The organism is Micromonospora auratinigra, from assembly GCF_900089595.1.
GTDB classification, from domain to species: domain Bacteria; phylum Actinomycetota; class Actinomycetes; order Mycobacteriales; family Micromonosporaceae; genus Micromonospora; species Micromonospora auratinigra.
In genome coordinates, this window is the sequence record NZ_LT594323.1 from 940,436 (window position 1) to 959,518 (window position 19,083).

Here is a 19,083-nt window from a genome sequence, read left to right on the forward strand (position 1 = left end):
CTACCGACATCGATCCCCTTCCCATCGAGAGATTGAGTTCTATTCTGCTTCCAATGTGAAGTCCTGGGGGGGATCATGATCACATTCGTTGATTGCTGCGCGCCTGTCGTCGGTGGAGAGACATCCACTCCACTGACATGACCCGACCGATGATCATCAATCGCTTCGGTGAGGTCGCGGCACGTCACGGTGATCGTCCGGCGCTGCTCGGCGAGACCCACGAGGTCAGCTACGCCGAACTCGCCGGTGCGGCCGGGGGGCACGCGGCCGCGCTCGTCGCCGCCGACGTCCGACCCGGTCACCGGGTCGCGCTGCTCACCGCACACGGCACACCGACCGTGGCGGCGCTCCTGGGCGCGCTGGCCGCCGGCTGCGCGTACGTGCCGCTCGACCCGGGCTTCCCGGTCGACCGGCTGCGCCACATGCTGACCGCCGCCGGGGTCGACGCCCTCGCCTGCGCGGCCGAGCACCGCGAGCTGGCCCACGAGCTGGCCGACGGCCGTGCCGTGGTGCCGCTGGACGACGTGCCGCCCGCGCCGCTGCGACCCGTCCCGGTCGAGGAGGACGCGCTGGCGTACGTGCTGTTCACCTCCGGCTCCACCGGGGTGCCGAAGGCGGTCGGACAGACGCACCGCAACCTGGCGCACGTCGTCGACAACCAGATCGCCGCCCTGGCGATCGGTGCGGCGGACCGGCTCAGCCTGCTCGCCTCGTTCAGCTTCGACGCCGCCATCCCCGACCTCTACCCGGCGCTGCTCACCGGGGCCGCGGTGGTTCCCGTCGACCTGCGCCGGCAGGGGCTCGCGTACGCCGTCGAGCAGCTCGACCGGCACCGGGCCACGGTGCTGCACTGCACCCCGACGGTCTACCGGTTCCTGCTCGACGCCCTCGGCGCGCGCCGCCTCGACGCGGTCCGCGCGGTGCTGCTCGGCGGCGAGCAGGCGACCTGGGCCGACGCCGCCCGCGGCCGGGACCGGTTCGCCGCCGACTGCCTGCTGGTCAACGGGTACGGCGCCACCGAGATGACCTTCGCCGCCCGGTACCTGCTGCCGCTGGCCACCGTGGACCCGGCCGCCACCGGCCCGCTGCCGATCGGCGCCGCCTTCCCCGGCTACGAACTGCGTCTCGCCCCGGACACCGGCGAGATCGTGGTGCGCAGCCGGCACCTCGCGCCGGGCTACCTCAACCAGGACAGCGACCGCTTCGTCGACGAGGGCGGCGGGCTCCGCGGCTACCGCACCGGCGACCTCGGCCGCCGGCTGCCCGACGGCGACCTGGTCTGCCTCGGCCGGCTCGACCGGCAGGTCAAGGTCCGCGGTCACCGGGTCGAGCTGACCGAGGTCGAGGCGGTGCTCGCCGCCCAACCCGGGGTGGCCGGGGTCCGGGCCATCGCCCGCGACGGCGAACTGCTCGCGTACGCCCGTCCGGCCGCCGGGACCCGGCCGGACGGCGCGGCGCTGCGGGCCGCCCTCGCCGCCACCCTGCCCGGCTACGCGCTGCCCCGGGCGGTGGTGGTGCTCGACGAGTTCCCGCTCACCGTGACCGGGAAGGTCGACGAGCGGGCGCTGCCCGACCCGGCCTGCGAGGTGCCGGCCGACGCCGCCCCGGCCACCGGCACCGAGCAGATCGTGCACGACATCTGGTGCGCGGTGCTCGGCCGCACCGCCGTCGGTCGCACCGACAGCTTCTTCGATGTGGGCGGCCAGTCGCTGCTGCTCGGTCAGGTGCAGCAGCGGCTGGCCGACCGGTTCGGGGTACGGCTGCCGATGCTGCGCCTCTTCGACCACCCCACGGTGGCCGCCCAGGCCGCGCTGCTCGACGCGCCACCGGAGGCGGTCCGCGCCCCGGTGCTGCCCGCCCCCGCCGCGCCCACCGCCGCCGCCCGCGAGTACACCGGCGACGAGATCGCCGTGGTCGGGCTCGCCGGCCGCTTCCCGGGCGCGCCCGACCTGGCCACCTTCTGGTGGAACCTGTGCACCGGCGTCGACTCGATCCACGAGTACGACGACGAGGAGTTGGCCGCGCTCGGCATCGGGCCCGGCCTGCGGGCCGACCCCCGGCACGTGCGGGCCGTCGGCCGGCTCGACGGGGTGGCCGACTTCGACGCCGAGTTCTTCTCCTTCGGCGCCGACGAGGCGGCCCGTACCGACCCCCAGCACCGGCTCTTCCTGGAGACCGCGTGGGAGGCGCTGGAGGACGCCGGGCACGACCCGGCCCGGTTCCCCGGCCCGGTCGGCGTCTACGCGGCCACCTCCGCCAACCGCTACTTCCTGTTCCACCTGCTCGACAACCCGGCGGTCGTCGGCGACGTGGACCCGGACGACTGGGAGGCCCGGCTGGTCGGCCGGCAGTTCACCGACCACCTGCCCGGTCAGGTCGCGTACCGGCTGGGCCTGACCGGCCCGGCGCTGGCCGTGCAGAGTGCCTGCTCCAGCTCGCTGGTCGCGGTCTGCGTCGCCGCGCAGAGCCTCGCCGACTACCAGTGCGATCTCGCGCTGGCCGGTGGGGTCACCGTCACCTGGCCCCGGCACCGGCACACCCCGGGCGGGCTGGCCTCGCCGGACGGCCGCTGCCGGGCCTTCGACGAGGGCGCCAACGGCTCCGGCTTCGGCTCCGGGGTGGGGGTCGTCGCGCTGCGCCGGCTCGCCGACGCCCAGGCCGACGGCGACCGGATCTACGCCGTCCTGCCTGGGTGGGCGGTCACCAACGACGGCCCGGACCGGGCCGGCTTCGCCGTGCCGGGCCCGGCCGGCCAGGCCGCCGCGGTGGCCAACGCGCTGGCCGTGGCCGAGGTGGCGCCCGGCGAGGTACGGCTGGTCGAGGGGCACGGTAGCGGCACCCCGCTCGGCGACGCCATCGAGGTGTCGGCGCTGCACGAGGTGTACGCCGGCGCCGCCCCCGCCGGCTCCTGCGCGCTCGGCTCGGTGAAGACCAACATCGGTCACCTGGACGCGGCCGCGGGCGTGGCCGGCCTGATCAAGGCGGTGCTCGCCGTCCGGCACGGGGTGATCCCGCCCAACCTGCACTTCACCCGCCCGCACCCGGAGATCGACCTGGCCGCCGGTCCGTTCTACGTGCCGACCAAGGCCCGGGACTGGCCGGACGGACCGCGCCGGGTGGCCGGGGTCAGCGCCTTCGGGCTCGGCGGCACCAACGCGCACGTCCTGGTGGAGCAGCCGCCCCCGGACGAGCCGGCCGACCCGCCCGGCGAGGGGCCCTGGCTGCTGCCGGTGTCCGCGCGTACCCCGGTGGCGCTGCGCGCCGCACTGACCCGGCTGCGCAACCACCTGGCGACGGCCGCGCCGGCGCTGTCGGAGGTGGCCGCCACCCTGGCGTTGGGCCGGCGGGCCTTCGCCCACCGGGCGGCCGTGCTCGCCACCGACCTGCCGGCCGCGCTCGCCGCGCTCGACCTGCTCCTCGACGGCGACGCCCGGATCGCCGGGGACGGCGGCGCGCTGCGCGAGACGGCCGCCGACTGGGTGGCCGGGCGGGACGTCGACTGGGACGCGCTGCATCCCGAGGGCTCGGTCCGGCGGACCGGGCTGCCCACCTATCCGTTCCAGCGCCGCCGGTACTGGATCGACCCCGTGCAGAGAGGCCCGCGGTGAACTGGTTCGTCTCCACCGGAAGCCGTCCCCAGGCGCCGGTGCGGCTGTTCTGCCTGCCGTACGCCGGCGCCGGCGCGAGCGCGTTCCGGCGCTGGCAGCAGGGGATCGGCCCGGACGTCGAGGTGCTGCCGGTGCAGCTGCCCGGTCGGGAGAACCGGATCAGCGAGGACCCGCGCTTCACCGTCGCCGACGTCGCCGACGCGATCGCGTCCCGCGCCGACCGCCCGTACGCCATCTACGGCCACTCGATGGGGGGCCGGGTCGGCTTCGAGGTGGTCCGGGAGCTGCGCCGCACCGGCCGGCCGCTGCCGCTGCGGCTGTACGTCGGCGGCGCCCGCGCCCCGCACGTCACCGCGCCCAGCCTCTTCGACGGGCTGTCCCGGGTGGACGACGACGAGCTGCTGCGCCGCCTCGCCGAGGGCGGCGGCCTCCCCGCCGAGCTGTTCGACCACCCCGAACTGGTGGAGCTGCTGCTGCCCCTGCTGCGGGCCGACTTCGGCCGGGTCGACGGCTACCGGTACTCACCGGGTGAGCCGTTGCCGGTGCCGCTGGTCGCCTTCAGCGGCGTGCACGACCGGGCGGTGACCCGGGCGCACAGCGCCGCCTGGGCCGAGCACACCGCCGCCGGGTTCACCCTGCACGAGCTGGACGGCGGGCACTTCTTCCTCAACGACCGGCTGCCCGACCTGCTCGCCGCGATCCGCGCCGACCTGACCGACGCCCTCGCCGCCGCCTCCGCGCCCGCACCCACCGCCGGATCCGCGTCGGTCGCCGCCGGGTCCGCGTCGGTCGCCGGCGGGTCCGCGTCCACCGCGCGGTCGTCGTCGAGCGCCGGGTCCGCGTCCGGTGCCGGAGCCGGGCCGGTCGCCGCGGACCACCGGGTGCCGCTCGGCGACACCGGCTGGTCGGTGTGGCGCGACGCGGTGCTGCGCACCACCGGGTTCCCCGCCGAGGGGCTGACCCGCTTCGGCGCGCCGTCGGCCGCCGCGGCCGCCGACGAGCTGCTGGCCACCGGCTGCGGCGCGGAACGCCTCGACAAGGAACTCGCCGAGGCGGCGGCCGCCGCCGGCCGGCACTTCGCCGAGCTGGCCGCCGACCCGCTGCTGCGTACCGCGGTCACCTGGCAGAACCGCAACGCGCTGATGATCCTCGACGCGATCGCCGCCGCCGGGCCCGAGCCGCGCCGCAACAACAAGCACCGGGACCGGGAACGGGCCCTGCTGAAGTACTGGCAGCGCTACTGCGGCAAGAACGAGACGGTCGGCTTCTTCGGCCCCGGCTGCTGGGTGCGCATCGACCCGACCCGGCCCGAGGTGGCCGACGTCCGGCCCGGCCCGGCGCTGACCCGACGCCGCTGGGTGCTGCTCGACTCATGGGCGACCACCGCGTACGCCGACCGGCTCGCCGCCGACCCGGCGGTGCGCCGCTGGTGGGCGCCGCGGCTGCTGTCCCACCTCGCGCTGCGTGACCGCGTCGTGCGGCGTCCCGGCCGGCCGCCGGTCACCCTCACCCCGGTGGAGGCCGCGCTGCTCGCCGCCGCCGACGGCCGCCCCGCCCGCGACCTGGTCGCCGACCCGGCGGTCGGCCTGCGCCGCCCCGAGGACGGGTACGCGCTGCTCGACCGTCTCGTCGAGCGGGAGCTGATCTCCTGGGACGCCGACCTGCCGATCGGCCCGCACGCCGAACGGGTACTGCGGGAACGGATCGAGGCGATCGGCGACGAGCCGGTCCGCGCGACCGCCCGCGCCGGACTGGACCGGCTCACCGCCGCCCGGGAGGCGGTCGCCGACGCGGCCGACGACCCGGCGCGGCTGCGCACCGCCCTGGACCGGCTCGACGCGGTCTTCACCGAGCTGACCGGGCAGCCGGCGCAGCGCCGGGCCGGCCAGATGTACGCCGGGCGCACCCTCTGCTACGAGGACACCACCCGCGACCTCGACGTGGTCTTCGGCGCGCCGCTGCTGGCCGAGCTGGCCGCCCCGCTGGACGTGCTGCTGCGCGCCGCCCGCTGGCTGGTCGGCGCGCTGGAACGGGCGTACGGCGAGGTGTTCCGGGAGCTGTACGCCGAGCTGCGCGCCGAGGCGGGTGACGGGCCGGTCGCCCTGGCCGACCTGTGGTACCTGGCGCAGGGCCTGTTCTGGGGCGAGGGGGAGCGGCCGGTGGACCGGGTCGCGGCCGACTTCGCCGCCCGCTGGTCCGGCCTGTTCGGCCTGGACACGCTGCCCGCCGACGCCACCGAGGTGCGGGTCGCGGTCGCCGACCTGCGGGAGCGCATCGACGCGGTCTTCCCCGACCCCGGCCCCTCGGACTGGCCGCTGGCCCGCCTGCACAGCCCGGATCTCCAGCTCTGCGCCGCCGACGTCGACGCGCTGGCCCGGGGCGACTACACGGTGGTGCTCGGCGAGCTGCACGCCGCCTGGGCGTCGTTCGACACCGCGCCGCTGGTCACCGGCCACCCCGAGCCGCAGCGGCTGCGCGACGCGCTCGCCGCCGACCTCGGCGGTCGCCGGGTACGCCTGCTCTTCCCCACCGACTGGCCGCGCCGGACCAGCCGGGTGGCCGCGGCGCTCACCGGCCCCACCGACCGCGAGCTGGCCTTCCGCCCCGCGCCCGGGGCCGACCGGGACCGGCTGCTGCCCACCGTCGACCTCACCGTCGCCGACGAGGACGGCCGGCTGGTCGCCACCGCCTCCGACAGCCAGCGCTGGTCGCTCACCGCGATCTTCGCCGAGCTGCTCAGCGCCCACGCGGTGGACGGTTTCAAACTGGTCGCCGCCGCGCCGCACACGCCCCGGATCACCCTGGACCGGATGGTGGTGGCCCGGGAGACCTGGCGGACCACCGCCGGGGAGAGCGGCCTCGGCCCGGCCGTCGGGGAACGCGACCGCTTCCTCGCCGTCCGCCGCTGGCGGGCCCGCCTGGGCCTGCCCGAGCAGGTGTACGTCAAGCTGGGCAGCGAGACCAAGCCCTGCTTCGTCGACCTGTCCAGCCCGGTGTACGCCGACATGCTCTGCGCGATGGTCCGCTCGGCCGCGATGGCGCACGGCGCGGACGTCTCCCTGGTGGTCGGCGAGATGCTGCCCGGCCCGGCCGACGCCTGGGTGCCGGACGCCGCGGGCCGGCGCTACCTCAGCGAGCTGCGGCTGCACATCGTGGACGCGACCGGCGCGGAGCGTCGGTCGTGAGCCACCGGATCCCCCTCGGCGACACGGGCTGGTCGGTCTGGCGGGACGTGGTGCTGCGGACCGCGGGCTTCCCGGCCGCCGGCCTGGACCGGCTCACCGCGCCGGAGGCCGCCGCGGTGGCGGACGCCCACCTCGACGGCACGGTCACCCGCGAGGTCGCCGAGAAGGCGCTCGGCACGGCGTTCGCCGGCTCCTCGGCCGAGCTGGCCGAGCTGGCCGCCGACCCGCTGCTGCGCGAGGCGGTCACCTGGCAGAACCCGGACATGCTGATCGCCCTGGACGGGCTGCTGCACACCGACCCCGCGGTGCGCAACGTGCGCCGCCGCAAGCGCGAACTCAGCCTGCTGCGCTACTGGCAGCGCTACTGCGGCAAGGCCGAGACGATCGGCTTCTTCGGGCCGGTCTGCTGGGGCGTGCTCGACCCGGACGACCCGGACACCCGGCTCACCCCGGGGCCGGGCCTGGTCGCCCGGCGCGAGGTGGTCTTCGAGGCGTGGGCGCTGATCGCGTACGCCGACCGGCTCGCCGACGACCTCGCGGTGCGCCGCTGGTGGGCGCCGGCGCTGCAACCGCACCTGAGCGTGGTGGACCGGCAGCTGTGCTGGCCGCTGCACCCGCCGGTGCCGCTCACCGCCGCCGAGGCGCGGCTGCTGGGGTACTGCGACGGCCGGACCCCCGCTATCGAGCTGGCCGCCCGCGCCGTCGCCGACGGTGACGTCGGGCTGCGCACCACCGCCGACGCGTACCTGCTGCTGGACCGGCTCGTCGACCGGGGACAGCTGACCTGGGACGCGAACCTGCCGAACAGCCCCGAGGCGGAACGGGTGCTCACCGCCCGCCTCGCCGCGATCGGCGACGCCGGGACCCGGGCCGAGGTGGGCGCCGGCTTCGACCGGCTGCGCGCCGCCCGCGACGCGGTCGCCGCCGCCGCCGGTGACCCGGACCGGCTCGGCGCGGCGCTCGTGCTGCTCAACGCCGAGTTCACCGCCGTCACCGGCCGGCCGGCCACCCGGCAGAGCGGCGAGATGTACGCCGGCCGCACCGTGCTCTACGAGGAGACCTCCCGCGACCTCACCGTCCGGGTGGGCGCCACCGTGACCGACGCGCTCGCCGCGCCGCTGTCCATCGTGCTGCACGCCGCCCGCTGGCTCACCGCCCAGGTGGGTGCCGGCTGTGCCCGGATCGTCGCGGACCTGCACGCCGAGCTGGCCGCCGACGGGCCGGTCCGGCTCGCCGACGTCTGGTTCCTCGCCCAGGGCATGCTGCTCGCCCCGGACGGCCCGGTGGCCCGGGCCGGTGCCGAGCTGACCGAGCGGTGGACCCGGCTGTGCGGCCTGCGCGACCTGCCCGCCGGTCAGCCGGAGCTGCGGCTCGACGCCGCCGACCTGGCGGAGCGCGCCGCCGAGCTGTTCCCGGCGACCGGGCCGGGGTGGCCGTCCGCCCGCATCCACAACGCCGACGTCCAGCTCGCCGCCGACTCCGTGGCGGCGCTGAACCGGGGCGAGTTCCTGCTCGTCCTCGGTGAGCTGCACCCGGCCACCGTCCCGTACGACAGCGCGGTGCTCACCCCGTTCCATCCCGACCCGGTGGCGCTGCGCGCCGCGCTGGACGCCGACCTCGGGCCGGCCCGGCTGCGGGTGCTCTACCCCGAGGGCTGGCCCCGGCTGGCCACCCGCACCACGTACGCGCTCGCCGGCCCGGCGGACCGGCAGCTCGGCATCGACACCGCCCGCGGCGGCGACGTGGAACGCCTCGTCCCGGCCACCGCGGTCCGGGTCGAGGCGGTGGCCGGCGACCTCGTCGCGGTCTTCCCCGACGGCGGCCGCTGGCCCGTCACGGAGGTCTTCGCCTCGCTGCTCGGCGCGCTGCTGGTCGACTCGTTCAAGCTGCTCGACCCGGCCCCGCACACGCCCCGGATCACCATCGACCGGCTGGTGGTGAACCGGCGCGGCTGGCGTACCACGGCCGGCGGCTGCGGGCTGGCCGGACACCGCACCGAGGCCGAGCGCTACCTCGCGGTCCGCCGCTGGCGGACCGCGCTCGACCTGCCCGAGCGGGTCTTCGTCAAGGTCGGCACCGAGGTCAAGCCCTGCTACGTCGACCTGACCGGCCCGCTCTACGCGCAGTCGCTGTGCGCCATGGTCGACGCCGCCCTGAAGACCGGACCGGACGTCCCGGTCACCGTCACCGAGCTGCTGCCCGAACCGGCCCGGTCCTGGGTGACCGACGCCGCCGGGCACGGCTACGTCAGCGAACTGCGCCTCCAGATCACCGATCCAGCACCGTACCGGGGAGACCACGGGTGACCGACATCCTGACCGCCAGCGCCGCCGCCGGAGAGGTCCTGCCCTGGCCGGAGGCGACCCTCGCCGACCTGGTCACCGCCCAGGCCGCCCGCACCCCGGACGCGGTGGCCGTCCGCCAGTGGGACGTCCGGCTGCGCTACCGCGACCTGGTCGACCGGGCCGCCGGGGTGGCCGCCGCGCTGCGGGAGCGGGGGGTCGGCCGGGGTGACCGGGTCGGCGTCTGCGGTCACCGCACCCCCGACCTGGTGGTGACCGTCCTCGGCGTGCTCCTCGCCGGCGCCGCCTACGTGCCGCTGGACCCGGGCGGACCCCGCGAGCGGCGACGCGAGATCGCCCGCGACGCCCGGGTCCGGGTGGTCGTCGGCGACGCCGCCGCCGTCGAGTTCGGCGACGAGCCGGGCGTCACGGCGCTGGGACTGCCCGGCCCGGCCCCGCTGGCGCCCTGCCCGGCCCGCCCCGGCGACCCCGCGTACGTGCTGTTCACCTCCGGCTCGACCGGGCGGCCTAAGGGCGTGCTGACCACCCACCGCAACGTGGTCGAGTTCGTCACCGGGGTCACCGCGCTCACCGGCGCCGACGCCGGCGTGCGCAGCCTCGGCATCGCCTCGCTCGGCTTCGACGCGGCCACCATGGACCTGTTCGTGCCGCTGCTGCTCGGCGGCGCGGTGCAGCTGCTCGGCGCGGACGACCGGGCCGACCCGGTCCGGCTCGCCCGGTTCATCGCCGCGCACGAGGTCACCTGGGGGTTCATCACCCCGACCGTGCTCGCCCTGCTCGACCCGGCCGACGTGCCGGGCTGGCGGACCGTGCTCTGCGGCGGCGAGGCGGTCCCCGCCGAGCTGGCCGCCCGCTGGGCCCCCGGCCGGCGCTTCGTCAACGGCTACGGCCCCACCGAGACCACCGTGCTGGCCGTCACCGGCGACCTGACCGCCGCCGACACCGACCCGGTGCCGATCGGCCGGCCGCTGCCCAACCACCGGGCGTACGTGGTCGACGCCGCGCTGCGCCCGGTGCCGCCGGGGGAGACCGGCGAGCTGCTGATCGGCGGCCCCGGCCTGGCCGACGGCTACCTCGACCGGCCCGCGCTGACCGCCGAACGGTTCGTGCCCGACCCGTTCGGCGAGCGCCCCGGCGAGCGGCTGTACCGCACCGGTGACCTGGTCCGGCAGGACCCGGACGGCCGGATCGTCTACCTGGGCCGCACCGACCGGCAGGTGAAGGTGCGCGGCCAGCGGATCGAGCCGGGCGAGGTCGAGGCGGTGCTGGCCGGGCACCCCGACGTCGAGCGGGTCGCCGTCGAGGCGGTGCCCGGCCCGGCCGGCACCGAACTCGTCGCCTTCCTCACCCCGGCCGACGCCCCCGACCACGACGCGCTGCGGGCGTACGCCGGGACCCGGCTGACCGCGGCGATGCTGCCGGCCCGGACGGTGCGGCTGGCCGCGCTGCCGGTCAGCCCCACCACCGGCAAGCTGGACCGGCCCGCGCTGCGCGCCCTCGCCACCACCGCGCCCGAGCAGCTCCCGGACCCGGAACCGGACGGCGACGACCCGGTCGAGGCGACCGTGCGGCGGCTCTGGACCCGGCTGCTCGGCGCCGCGCCCCGCCCGGACAGCGACTTCCTCGCCGCCGGCGGCAACTCGATCGCCGCGATGCGGCTGGTCGCGGCGCTCCGCGCCGAGCTGGGCCGGCACGTCGACACCCTGGCGGTGTTCACCGGGCGCACCTTCGCCGCGCTGCTGGAGCACGTCCGGGCCGCCGCGCCCGCCGACGCGGACGGGCTGACCACCGGCAACCCGCCGACGCTCTCCCCGCCGCAGCGGCGACTGTGGTTCATGGACCAGCTCGCCCCCTCCAGCGCGCCCTACAACATCGCCGTCGCGCACCGGCTGCGCGGCCCGCTGGACGTCGGCGCGCTGGGCGTCGCGCTGCGCGCCGTGGTGGAGCGGCACGACGTGCTGCGCTGGCGGATCCCGCAGACCGGCGGGGTGCCGTATGCGGTCCGCGAGGAACCCTCCGACGTGGCGGTGCCGGTGCTGGACCTGACCGGCGCCGCGGACCCCGACGCGGAGCTGGCCACCATGCTGGCCGCCGGGGCCGGGCACGCGTTCGACCTGGCCACCGGGCCGCCCTGGCAGGCCACCGTCTACCGGCTCGGGCCCGACGAGCACGTGCTCGCGGTGACCGTGCACCACGCCGTCTTCGACGGCTGGTCCGAGGCGCTGCTCTACGCCGACCTCGCCGCCGCGTACGCCCGCGCCGTGGCCGGCGAGCCGCCGACGCTGCCCCCGCTGCCCGCCACGTACGCCGACTACGCGGTCTGGCGGGCCGAGCGGGACCGCCGCCGGGGCGAGCCGGACCTCGCCTGGTGGACCACGCACCTGGCCGGCGCGCCGACCACCCTGGAGCTGCCCCGCGACCGGCCCCGCCCGGCGGTGCAGACATACGCCGGGGCGGAGGCGGCGGTCCTGCTGCCGGCGGCGGCCGACCGGGCCGTCCGCGAGCTGGCCGCCCGGCGCGGCGGCACCGTCGCGGCGGTCCTGCTCGCCGGCTTCGGTGAACTGCTGCGCCGGGTCACCGGCGCCGACGAGCACGTGCTCGGCGCGATCGTCGCGGACCGGCGGCTGGCCGCCTTCGACGAGGTGATCGGGTTCTTCATCGACACCGTGCCGGTGCGGGTCCACTCGGGCGGGACGAGCTTCGGCGAGCTGGTCGACTGCTGCGCCGCCGAGCTGCACCAGGTCACCGAGCACCCCGGCGCGCCGCTGGAGCGCATCGTCGAGGCGCTCGGCGTGGCCCGGGACACCTCCCGCGCCCCGCTGGTGCAGGTGCTGTTCAACGTGCTCAACTTCGTCGCGCCCCGGCTCACCCTCACCGGGCTGGCGGTCGAGCCGGTGCCGGTGCCGAAGCCCGGCTCCCCGTTCGACATCACCGTGTACGTGGTGGAGCGCGACGGCCGGGTCGGCGTCGAGGTGGTGCACAACCCGGACCTCTTCGACGCCGACCGGGTCGAGGCGCTGCTGGCCGACCTCGCCGCCCTGGTCGGGGCGCTGGCCGCCGCGCCCGACGTGCCGGCCGCGCAGGTCGCCACCGAGCTGCCCCGGCCGGCCGCCCGGGTGGCGGCGCTGGGCGCGATGACCGTCGCCACCGCCGAGCCGGCCCGGGTCCCGCTGCCCGCCGGCCCCGACGCGCTCACCGCCACCGAGGAACTGGTCGCCGGCATCTGGCGGGCGGTGCTCGGCGTCGACCGGGTCGGGGTGACCGACAACTTCTTCGACATCGGCGGCCACTCGATGGCCCTGGCCGCCGTGCACGCCCGGCTCAGCGAGGCCACCGGCCGCTCGATCACCATGCTCGACCTGTTCCGCCACCCGACCGTGCGGGCCCTCGCCGCCAACCTCGACGGCGCGGCCGACCGGCCGGAACTGGCCCGTGCCGCGCTGCGCGCCGCCGCCCGGCGCGGCCGGGCCCGCCGTACCCCGCCGCCCCGACGACCGCAGCAACCCTGACGGGCAACCCTCCCCGCCGTACCGCGTGAGTAAGGACAACCCCGATGCACAACGACATTCCCGCCAGCGACGATGGCATCGAACCGATCGCGATCGTCGGCCTCGCGGCCCGCCTACCCGGCGCCGCCGACGTCGAGCAGTTCTGGCGCAACCTGGTCGACGGTGTCGAGTCGGTCACCGAGCTGACCCGCGAGGAGCAGCTCGCCCGTGGCGCCACTCCCGAGGAGGTCGACGACCCGGGCTGGGTGAACCGCGCCCCGCTGGTCGACGGCTACGACGAGTTCGACGCCGGCCTGTTCGGGATGACCGCCCGCGAGGCCGAGATCACCGACCCGCAGCACCGGCTCTTCCTGGAGACCTGCTACACCGCGTTGCAGGACGCCGGCTACGACCCGGGCCGCTACGACGGCGCGGTCGGCGTGTACGCCGGCACCGGCAGCAACACCTACCTGCACCGGTTCGTCGTGCGCAACAAGCGGGTGGGCGGCAACCCGCACGGCGCGGTCTCCATCGCCACCAGCAACTCGCCGAACTACGTCGCCACCAACGTGTCGTACCGGCTGGACCTGCGCGGGCCGTCGCTGACCGTGCACACCGCCTGCTCCACCTCGCTGGTCGCCTTCCACCTGGCCTGCGAGGCGCTGCGCAACGGCGAGTGCGACATGGCCCTGGCCGGCGGGGTCAACATCGAGCTGCCGCACGTCGGCTACCTCGGCATGGACGGCTTCACCTCCCCGGACGGCCGGTGCCGCCCGTTCGACGCCGGCGCGAACGGCACGGTGTGGGGCAGCGGTGTCGGGGTCACCCTGCTCAAGCGCCTCTCCGACGCGATCGCCGACGGCGACAGCATCCGCGCGGTGGTGCTCGGCAACGCCATCAACAACGACGGCGCCGCGAAGGTCGGTTTCTCCGCGCCGAGCATCGACGGGCAGATGGAGGCGATCGCGCAGGCGGTCGGGATGGCCGGGATCGACCCGCGCACCATCAGCTACGTCGAGGCGCACGGCACCGGCACCGCGCTCGGCGACCCGATCGAGGTGGCCGCGCTCTCCGCCGTCTACACGAAGGACACCGACGACCGGGGCTGGTGCGGCATCGGCTCGGTGAAGTCGAACATCGGCCACCTCAGCCAGCCCTCCGGCATCGCCAGCGTGATCAAGACGGTGCTCGCGATAGAACACGGGCTGATCCCGCCGACCATCAACTACGAGACGCCGAACCCGGGGATCGACTTCGCCGACACCCCGTTCTACGTGGCGAACACGCTGACCAAGTGGGACAGCGACGGCCCGCGCCGGGCCGGGGTCAGCTCGTTCGGCATCGGCGGCACCAACGCGCACGTGGTGCTCCAGGAGGCGCCGGCCGCGTACCGGGGGGAGCGGCGGGTCCGCCCCGCCCACCTGCTCCAGGTGTCGGCGAAGACCCCCACCGCCCTGGACGCCGCCGTCCGCCGGCTCGCCGACCGCCTGGAGGCGGCCACCGAGGGCGGCCCCGAGCTGCTCGCCGACGTCGCGCACACGCTGCGCGTCGGCCGCCCCGGGTACGCCCACCGCGCGGCCGTGGTCGCCACCGACCTCCCGACGGCGGCTGCCGCACTCCGCGATCCGCGGCGCGGACATCGCGGGCTGACCGACCGTCCAGCGCCGACCGTCTGTTTCCTGTTCAGCGGCCAGGGCTCGCAGTACGCCGGGATGGGCGCGCAGCTCTACGCCGAGGACCCGGCCTTCGCGGCCACCGTGGACGAGTGCGCCGAACTGCTCCGCCCCGAGCTGGGCCTGGACCTGCGCGACCTGATCCTGGGTCGCGACCCGCAGGCGCAGGAGAAGCTCACCGAGACCCGCTACACCCAGCCGGCCCTGTTCACCGTCGAGTACGCCCTGGCCACCGCCTGGCAGCGGGCCGGGGTGACCCCGGCGGCCATGATCGGCCACTCCATCGGCGAGTACGTCGCCGCCACCGTGGCCGGCGTGCTGACCCTGCCGGACGCGCTGCGGGTGGTGGCCGCCCGGGGCCGGCTGATGCACTCGCTCCCGGCCGGCTCGATGCTGGCGGTCGCGCTGGACGAGTCGGCGGTCGCCGACCGGCTGCCCGAGGGGCTCTCCGTCGCCACCGTCAACGGCCCCGGCACCTGCGTGGTGGCCGGCGAGACGCCGCTGATCGAGGAGTTCGCCGCCACCCTCAAGGGCAAGAGCAAGGTGCTGCGCACCTCGCACGCGTTCCACTCGCCGATGATGGCGCCGATCCTCGACGAGTTCACCGCGCTGATGGCCGCCGTGCCGCTGCGCCCGCCGGCCGTGCCGTTCCTGTCCAACGTGACCGGCACCTGGATCACCGCGGCGCAGGCGACCGACCCGGCGTACTGGGCGGCGCACCTGCGCCGGCCGGTCCGGTTCGGCGCGTGCGTGGCGACCCTGCTCGCCGAGGGCACCTGGGCACTGGTCGAGTGCGGCCCCGGCCGACAGCTGGCCAACCTGGCCCGGATGCAGGTCGCCAAGGCGTCCGAGGCGCAGCGGACGCTCACCCCGCTGGCCAGCCTGCCCGGCCCCGGCGACCGCACCGGCGACCTGGCCACCCTGCTCGGCAGCGTCGGCGCGCTGTGGTGCGCGGGCGTGCCGGTGCGCCCGGCCGTCGACCCGGACGCCCGCCGGGTGCCGCTGCCCGCGTACCCCTTCGAGCGGCGCCGCTACTGGGTGGACCCGGACCCGGTGGAGCAGGCGAGCGCCGCGCCGGTGGAGACCGGGCCCCGGCCGCTGCCGGAGTGGTTCGCGGTGCCGGTGTGGCGGCAGGCCGCCCCCACCCGGACCGTCACGCCGCTGGGCCGCTGCCTGGTGCTGGTCGACGGCCCGCGCGGTGAGGCGCTGGTCGCCGCGCTGCGGGCCGCCGGCGACGACCCGGTCGAGGTACGCGCCGGCGACGCCTTCACCGCCACCTCCGGTGGCTTCCGGCTGCGCCCCGGCGCCCGCGAGGACCACGAGGCGCTGGTCGCCTCGCTCGGCGCCGACCTGCCCCGACGCATCGTGCACGCGTACGCCCTCGACGGCGAGCCGGCCGGCACCGACATCGCCGCCGCCTGGGCCGCCCAGGACCGGGGCTTCTTCAGCGCGCTGCACCTGGTGCAGGCGCTCGCCGGGGCCGGGCTGACCGCCGACGAGCAGGGCCTCGGCCTCGACCTGGTGACCGCCGGCATCGGCGACGTCCGGGGCGACGACCTGGTCCGCCCCGAGCACGCCACCCTGGCCGGCCTGGCCCGGGTGCTGCCGGCGGAACTGCCCGGCCTCACCGTCCGGCTGGTCGACGCGGACCGCGCCGCGCGGGGCGTGGCCGCTCTCGCCGCCGAGCTGCGCAGCCCGGTGGACCCGGAGCACCCGGAGGTGGCGCTGCGCCGCGACCGGCGCTGGGTGGGCGGGTACGAGCAGGTCACCGTGGCCGCCGAGGACGAGCCCGGGGTGCTGCGCGAGGAGGGCCGCTACCTCGTCACCGGCGGTCTGGGCGGCATCGGCGTCACCCTGGCCGAGGACTTCGCCCACCGGGTGCGCGCCCGGCTGGTCCTGCTGGCCCGCTCCGGCCTGCCCGAGCGGGAGAAGTGGGACGAGCACCTGGCGGTGCACGGCGGCGCCGACCGCGCCGGCCGGGCCATCGCGGCGATCCGCCGGATGGAGGCGGCCGGGGCCGAGGTGCTGGTGCTCGCGGCCGACGTCACCGACCCGGCGGACCTGCGCCGGGTCCGCGCGGCCGCCGAGGAGCGCTTCGGCGGGCTGGACGGCATCGTGCACGCCGCCGGCCTGGCCGGTGGCGGCATGGCCGAGATCAAGGAGCGGGCCGAGGCGGAGCGCGTGCTGGCCCCGAAGCTGGCCGGCACCCTGGCGCTGGCCCAGGTCTTCGGTGACCTGCCGCTGGACTTCGTGGCGCTCTGCTCCTCGATCACCGCGGTGATCGGCGGTTTCGGCCAGGTCGACTACTGCGCGGCCAACAGCTTCCTGGACGCCTGGGCGCGGGCCGGCCTCGGGTTCCGGGCGCCGGTGGTGTCGCAGAACTGGGGCGGCTGGGCCGAGGTCGGCATGGCGGTGGAGACCGCCGCGCCGGCCGCGTTCCGGGCCGCCGGCCGGGACACCGTGACCACCCCGGTCGACCACCCGGTGCTGACCACGAAGGTCACCGGACCGGACGGCACGGTGCTGCACGGTCTGGTCTCCGCCGACACCCACTGGCTGCTCGACGAGCACCGGATCGGCGGGGTGCCGGTGGTGCCCGGCACCGCCCACCTGGAGTCGGTGCGCGCCGCGGTGACCGCCGCGCTGCCCGCCCCCGGCCCGGCGGCGGCCGTGGAACTGCGCGACGTGGTCTTCCTGGAGCCGTTCTCGGTGCCGGACGGCACGGTCGCCCAGTACCGGGTGGAGTTGACCCCGACCGACGACGGCGTCGACTTCACCGTCGCCAGCCTCGCCGCCGGCCGGCTCCGCAGCCACGTGCGCGGCGCCGCCGGATGGACCACGGAGCCCGCCCCGCCGGCCGGTACGCCCACCGTCGCCGGCCGCCGGGTCGACGACGACGCCTCGTTCGGTCGGGGCCGTACCAGCATGCTCACCTTCGGCCCGCGCTGGGCGGCGCTGGCCGAGCACCGGCTGGCCGAGGGGGAGGAGCTGGCCCGGGTCGAGGCCCCGGCCGCCGTGCTGGCCGACCTGCCCTCCTGGGGGCTGAACCCGGCCCTGCTGGACGTGGCCACCGCGTTCGGCCGGGGCCAGGGCTCCGGCACCTACCTGCCCCTGTCGTACGGCCGGATCGTGGTGCGCGGGCCGCTGCCGGCGGTCTTCCACAGCCACCTGCGGCACCGGGACGGCGCCACCGACGAGGTGGTCGCCGCCGACCTGTCCCTGCGCGACACCGAGGGTCGGGAACTCGTCGGGATCAGCGACTTCGTGCTGCGCAAGGTGGACCAGGGCGCGGTGACCGGCGGGCTGGCCGACGCCCCGGCCGGCGGCGCGGCCGCGCCGGCCCCGGTCACCGAGGACATCCGGCCGGTGGACGGGGCGGAGGCGTTCCGCCGCAGCCTCACCGCCGGCCTCGGCGCGCAGGTGGTCATCACCACCCGCACCGTCGCCGACATCCGGCGCCGGGCGGCCCGGGTCACCACCGACAGCCTGGCGGCGGAGACCGACGCCCCGACCACCGGGGTGACCGGTGCCGGCGGCGGCTCGGCCGCGCCGTCGACCGAGCTGGAGAAGACCGTCGCCCAGGTGTGGCGCGACGGTCTGGGTGTCACCGAGGTCGGCGTGGACGACGACTTCTTCGCCCTCGGCGGCAACTCGCTGGTCGCGGTGCAGCTCATCGCGGCCATGCGCAAGGCCACCGGGGTGCGGCTGCCGATGCGCAGCCTCTTCGAGACGCCCACCGTGGCGGGCCTGGCGGCCCGGATCGAGGAGCTGCGCGCGAACGCGCCCGCCGACGAACCGGCCGCCCCGGCGGCGATCCCGGCCATCCCGCGGCTGCCCCGCGCCTGATCAGGACAGACAGGAGAGAACCAGCATGAGCGACACGATCGCCACGCTCCCGGTGGTCATCGAGAACGACGGCCGGGAGCTGACCGACCTGATCGACGCGCGCCGCGCCGAGCTGCGGGCCGCCCTCGCCGAGCACGGCGGGCTGCTGTTCCGGGGCTTCGACGTGGGTGGCGTGGACGGCTTCGACCGCGCGGTCCGCGCCCTGTCCGGGGAACCGCTGACCTACACCGAGCGCTCCTCGCCCCGGCACTCCATCAAGGGCCGGGTCTACACCTCGACCGACTACCCGCCGGACGAGGAGATCTTCCTGCACAACGAGAACTCGTACCAGGCGCGCTGGCCGCTGACCCTCTTCTTCTACTGCATCACCCCGCCGCTGACGCAGGGCGCCACCCCGCTCGCCGACATCCGCCGGGTGTACGAGGCGATCGACCCGGCGGTACGTGAGGAGTTCGTCCGGCGGCGCTGGATGCTGGTGCGCAACTTCCACGGCGACTTCGGCACCCGCTGGCAGGAGGTGTTCAACACCGAGAACCGGGCCGAGGTCGAGGCGTACGCGGCGGCCAACGGGATCACCGTCGAGTGGGTGGGCGCGGACTCGCTGCGTACCCGGGCGGTCCGGGACGTGGTGCACTTCCGGCCCGGCTCGGACACCCCGCGCTGGTTCAACCACGCCACGTTCTTCCACCTCAGCACCCTGCCGAAGGACTACCAGGACGGGCTGCTGGACATGTTCGGCGCGGACGGGCTGCCGTCGAACACCTACTACGGCGACGGCGGCGAGATCCCCGCCGACGTGATGGACCACCTGCGCGCGGCCTACCGGTCCGCCAGCGTCCGCTTCGACTACCGGCGCGACGACGTGCTGGTGGTGGACAACATGACCGCCGCGCACGCGCGGGAGCCGTACACCGGGCCCCGCAAGATCGCCGTCGCGATGGCCGAACCGCACACCCCCGACACCCCTGGAGCGAACTGAG

At 76.4% G+C, this 19,083-nt stretch carries 6 protein-coding genes; all 6 read left to right on the forward strand.

What is annotated here, in order from left to right; genetic code table 11:
* The first annotated feature begins 137 nt into the window (after positions 1-137).
* Genes GA0070611_RS04270 through GA0070611_RS04295 form a run of 6 tightly spaced genes read left to right on the forward strand, consistent with a single transcriptional unit; the run spans position 138 to position 19,082 of the window.
* Positions 138-3,608, forward strand: a complete 3,471-nt coding sequence (locus tag GA0070611_RS04270; RefSeq protein ID WP_091657746.1) for an AMP-binding protein — start codon at positions 138-140, stop codon at positions 3,606-3,608.
* Positions 3,605-6,793, forward strand: a complete 3,189-nt coding sequence (locus tag GA0070611_RS04275) for a thioesterase domain-containing protein (RefSeq protein ID WP_091657749.1) — start codon at positions 3,605-3,607, stop codon at positions 6,791-6,793. The genes GA0070611_RS04270 and GA0070611_RS04275 overlap by 4 nt, the downstream gene beginning before the upstream one ends.
* Entirely contained in the window at positions 6,790-9,099 is a 2,310-nt protein-coding gene (locus GA0070611_RS04280; RefSeq protein WP_091657753.1) for a lantibiotic dehydratase, read from the forward strand. Before GA0070611_RS04275 ends, GA0070611_RS04280 begins: the two co-directional genes overlap by 4 nt.
* Positions 9,096-12,605 (forward strand): non-ribosomal peptide synthetase, encoded by a 3,510-nt coding sequence (locus tag GA0070611_RS04285; protein WP_091657758.1) that lies wholly within the window; start codon positions 9,096-9,098, stop codon positions 12,603-12,605. Before GA0070611_RS04280 ends, GA0070611_RS04285 begins: the two co-directional genes overlap by 4 nt.
* 44 nt (positions 12,606-12,649) lie before the next feature.
* Positions 12,650-18,103, forward strand: a complete 5,454-nt coding sequence (locus tag GA0070611_RS04290) for a type I polyketide synthase (RefSeq protein WP_091657763.1) — start codon at positions 12,650-12,652, stop codon at positions 18,101-18,103.
* A gap of 25 nt (positions 18,104-18,128) precedes the next feature.
* The gene (locus GA0070611_RS04295; protein ID WP_091657768.1) at positions 18,129-19,082 is read left to right on the forward strand and encodes a TauD/TfdA family dioxygenase; all 954 of its coding nucleotides are present in this window, start codon (positions 18,129-18,131) and stop codon (positions 19,080-19,082) included.
* The last annotated feature ends 1 nt before the right edge of the window (position 19,083 follow it).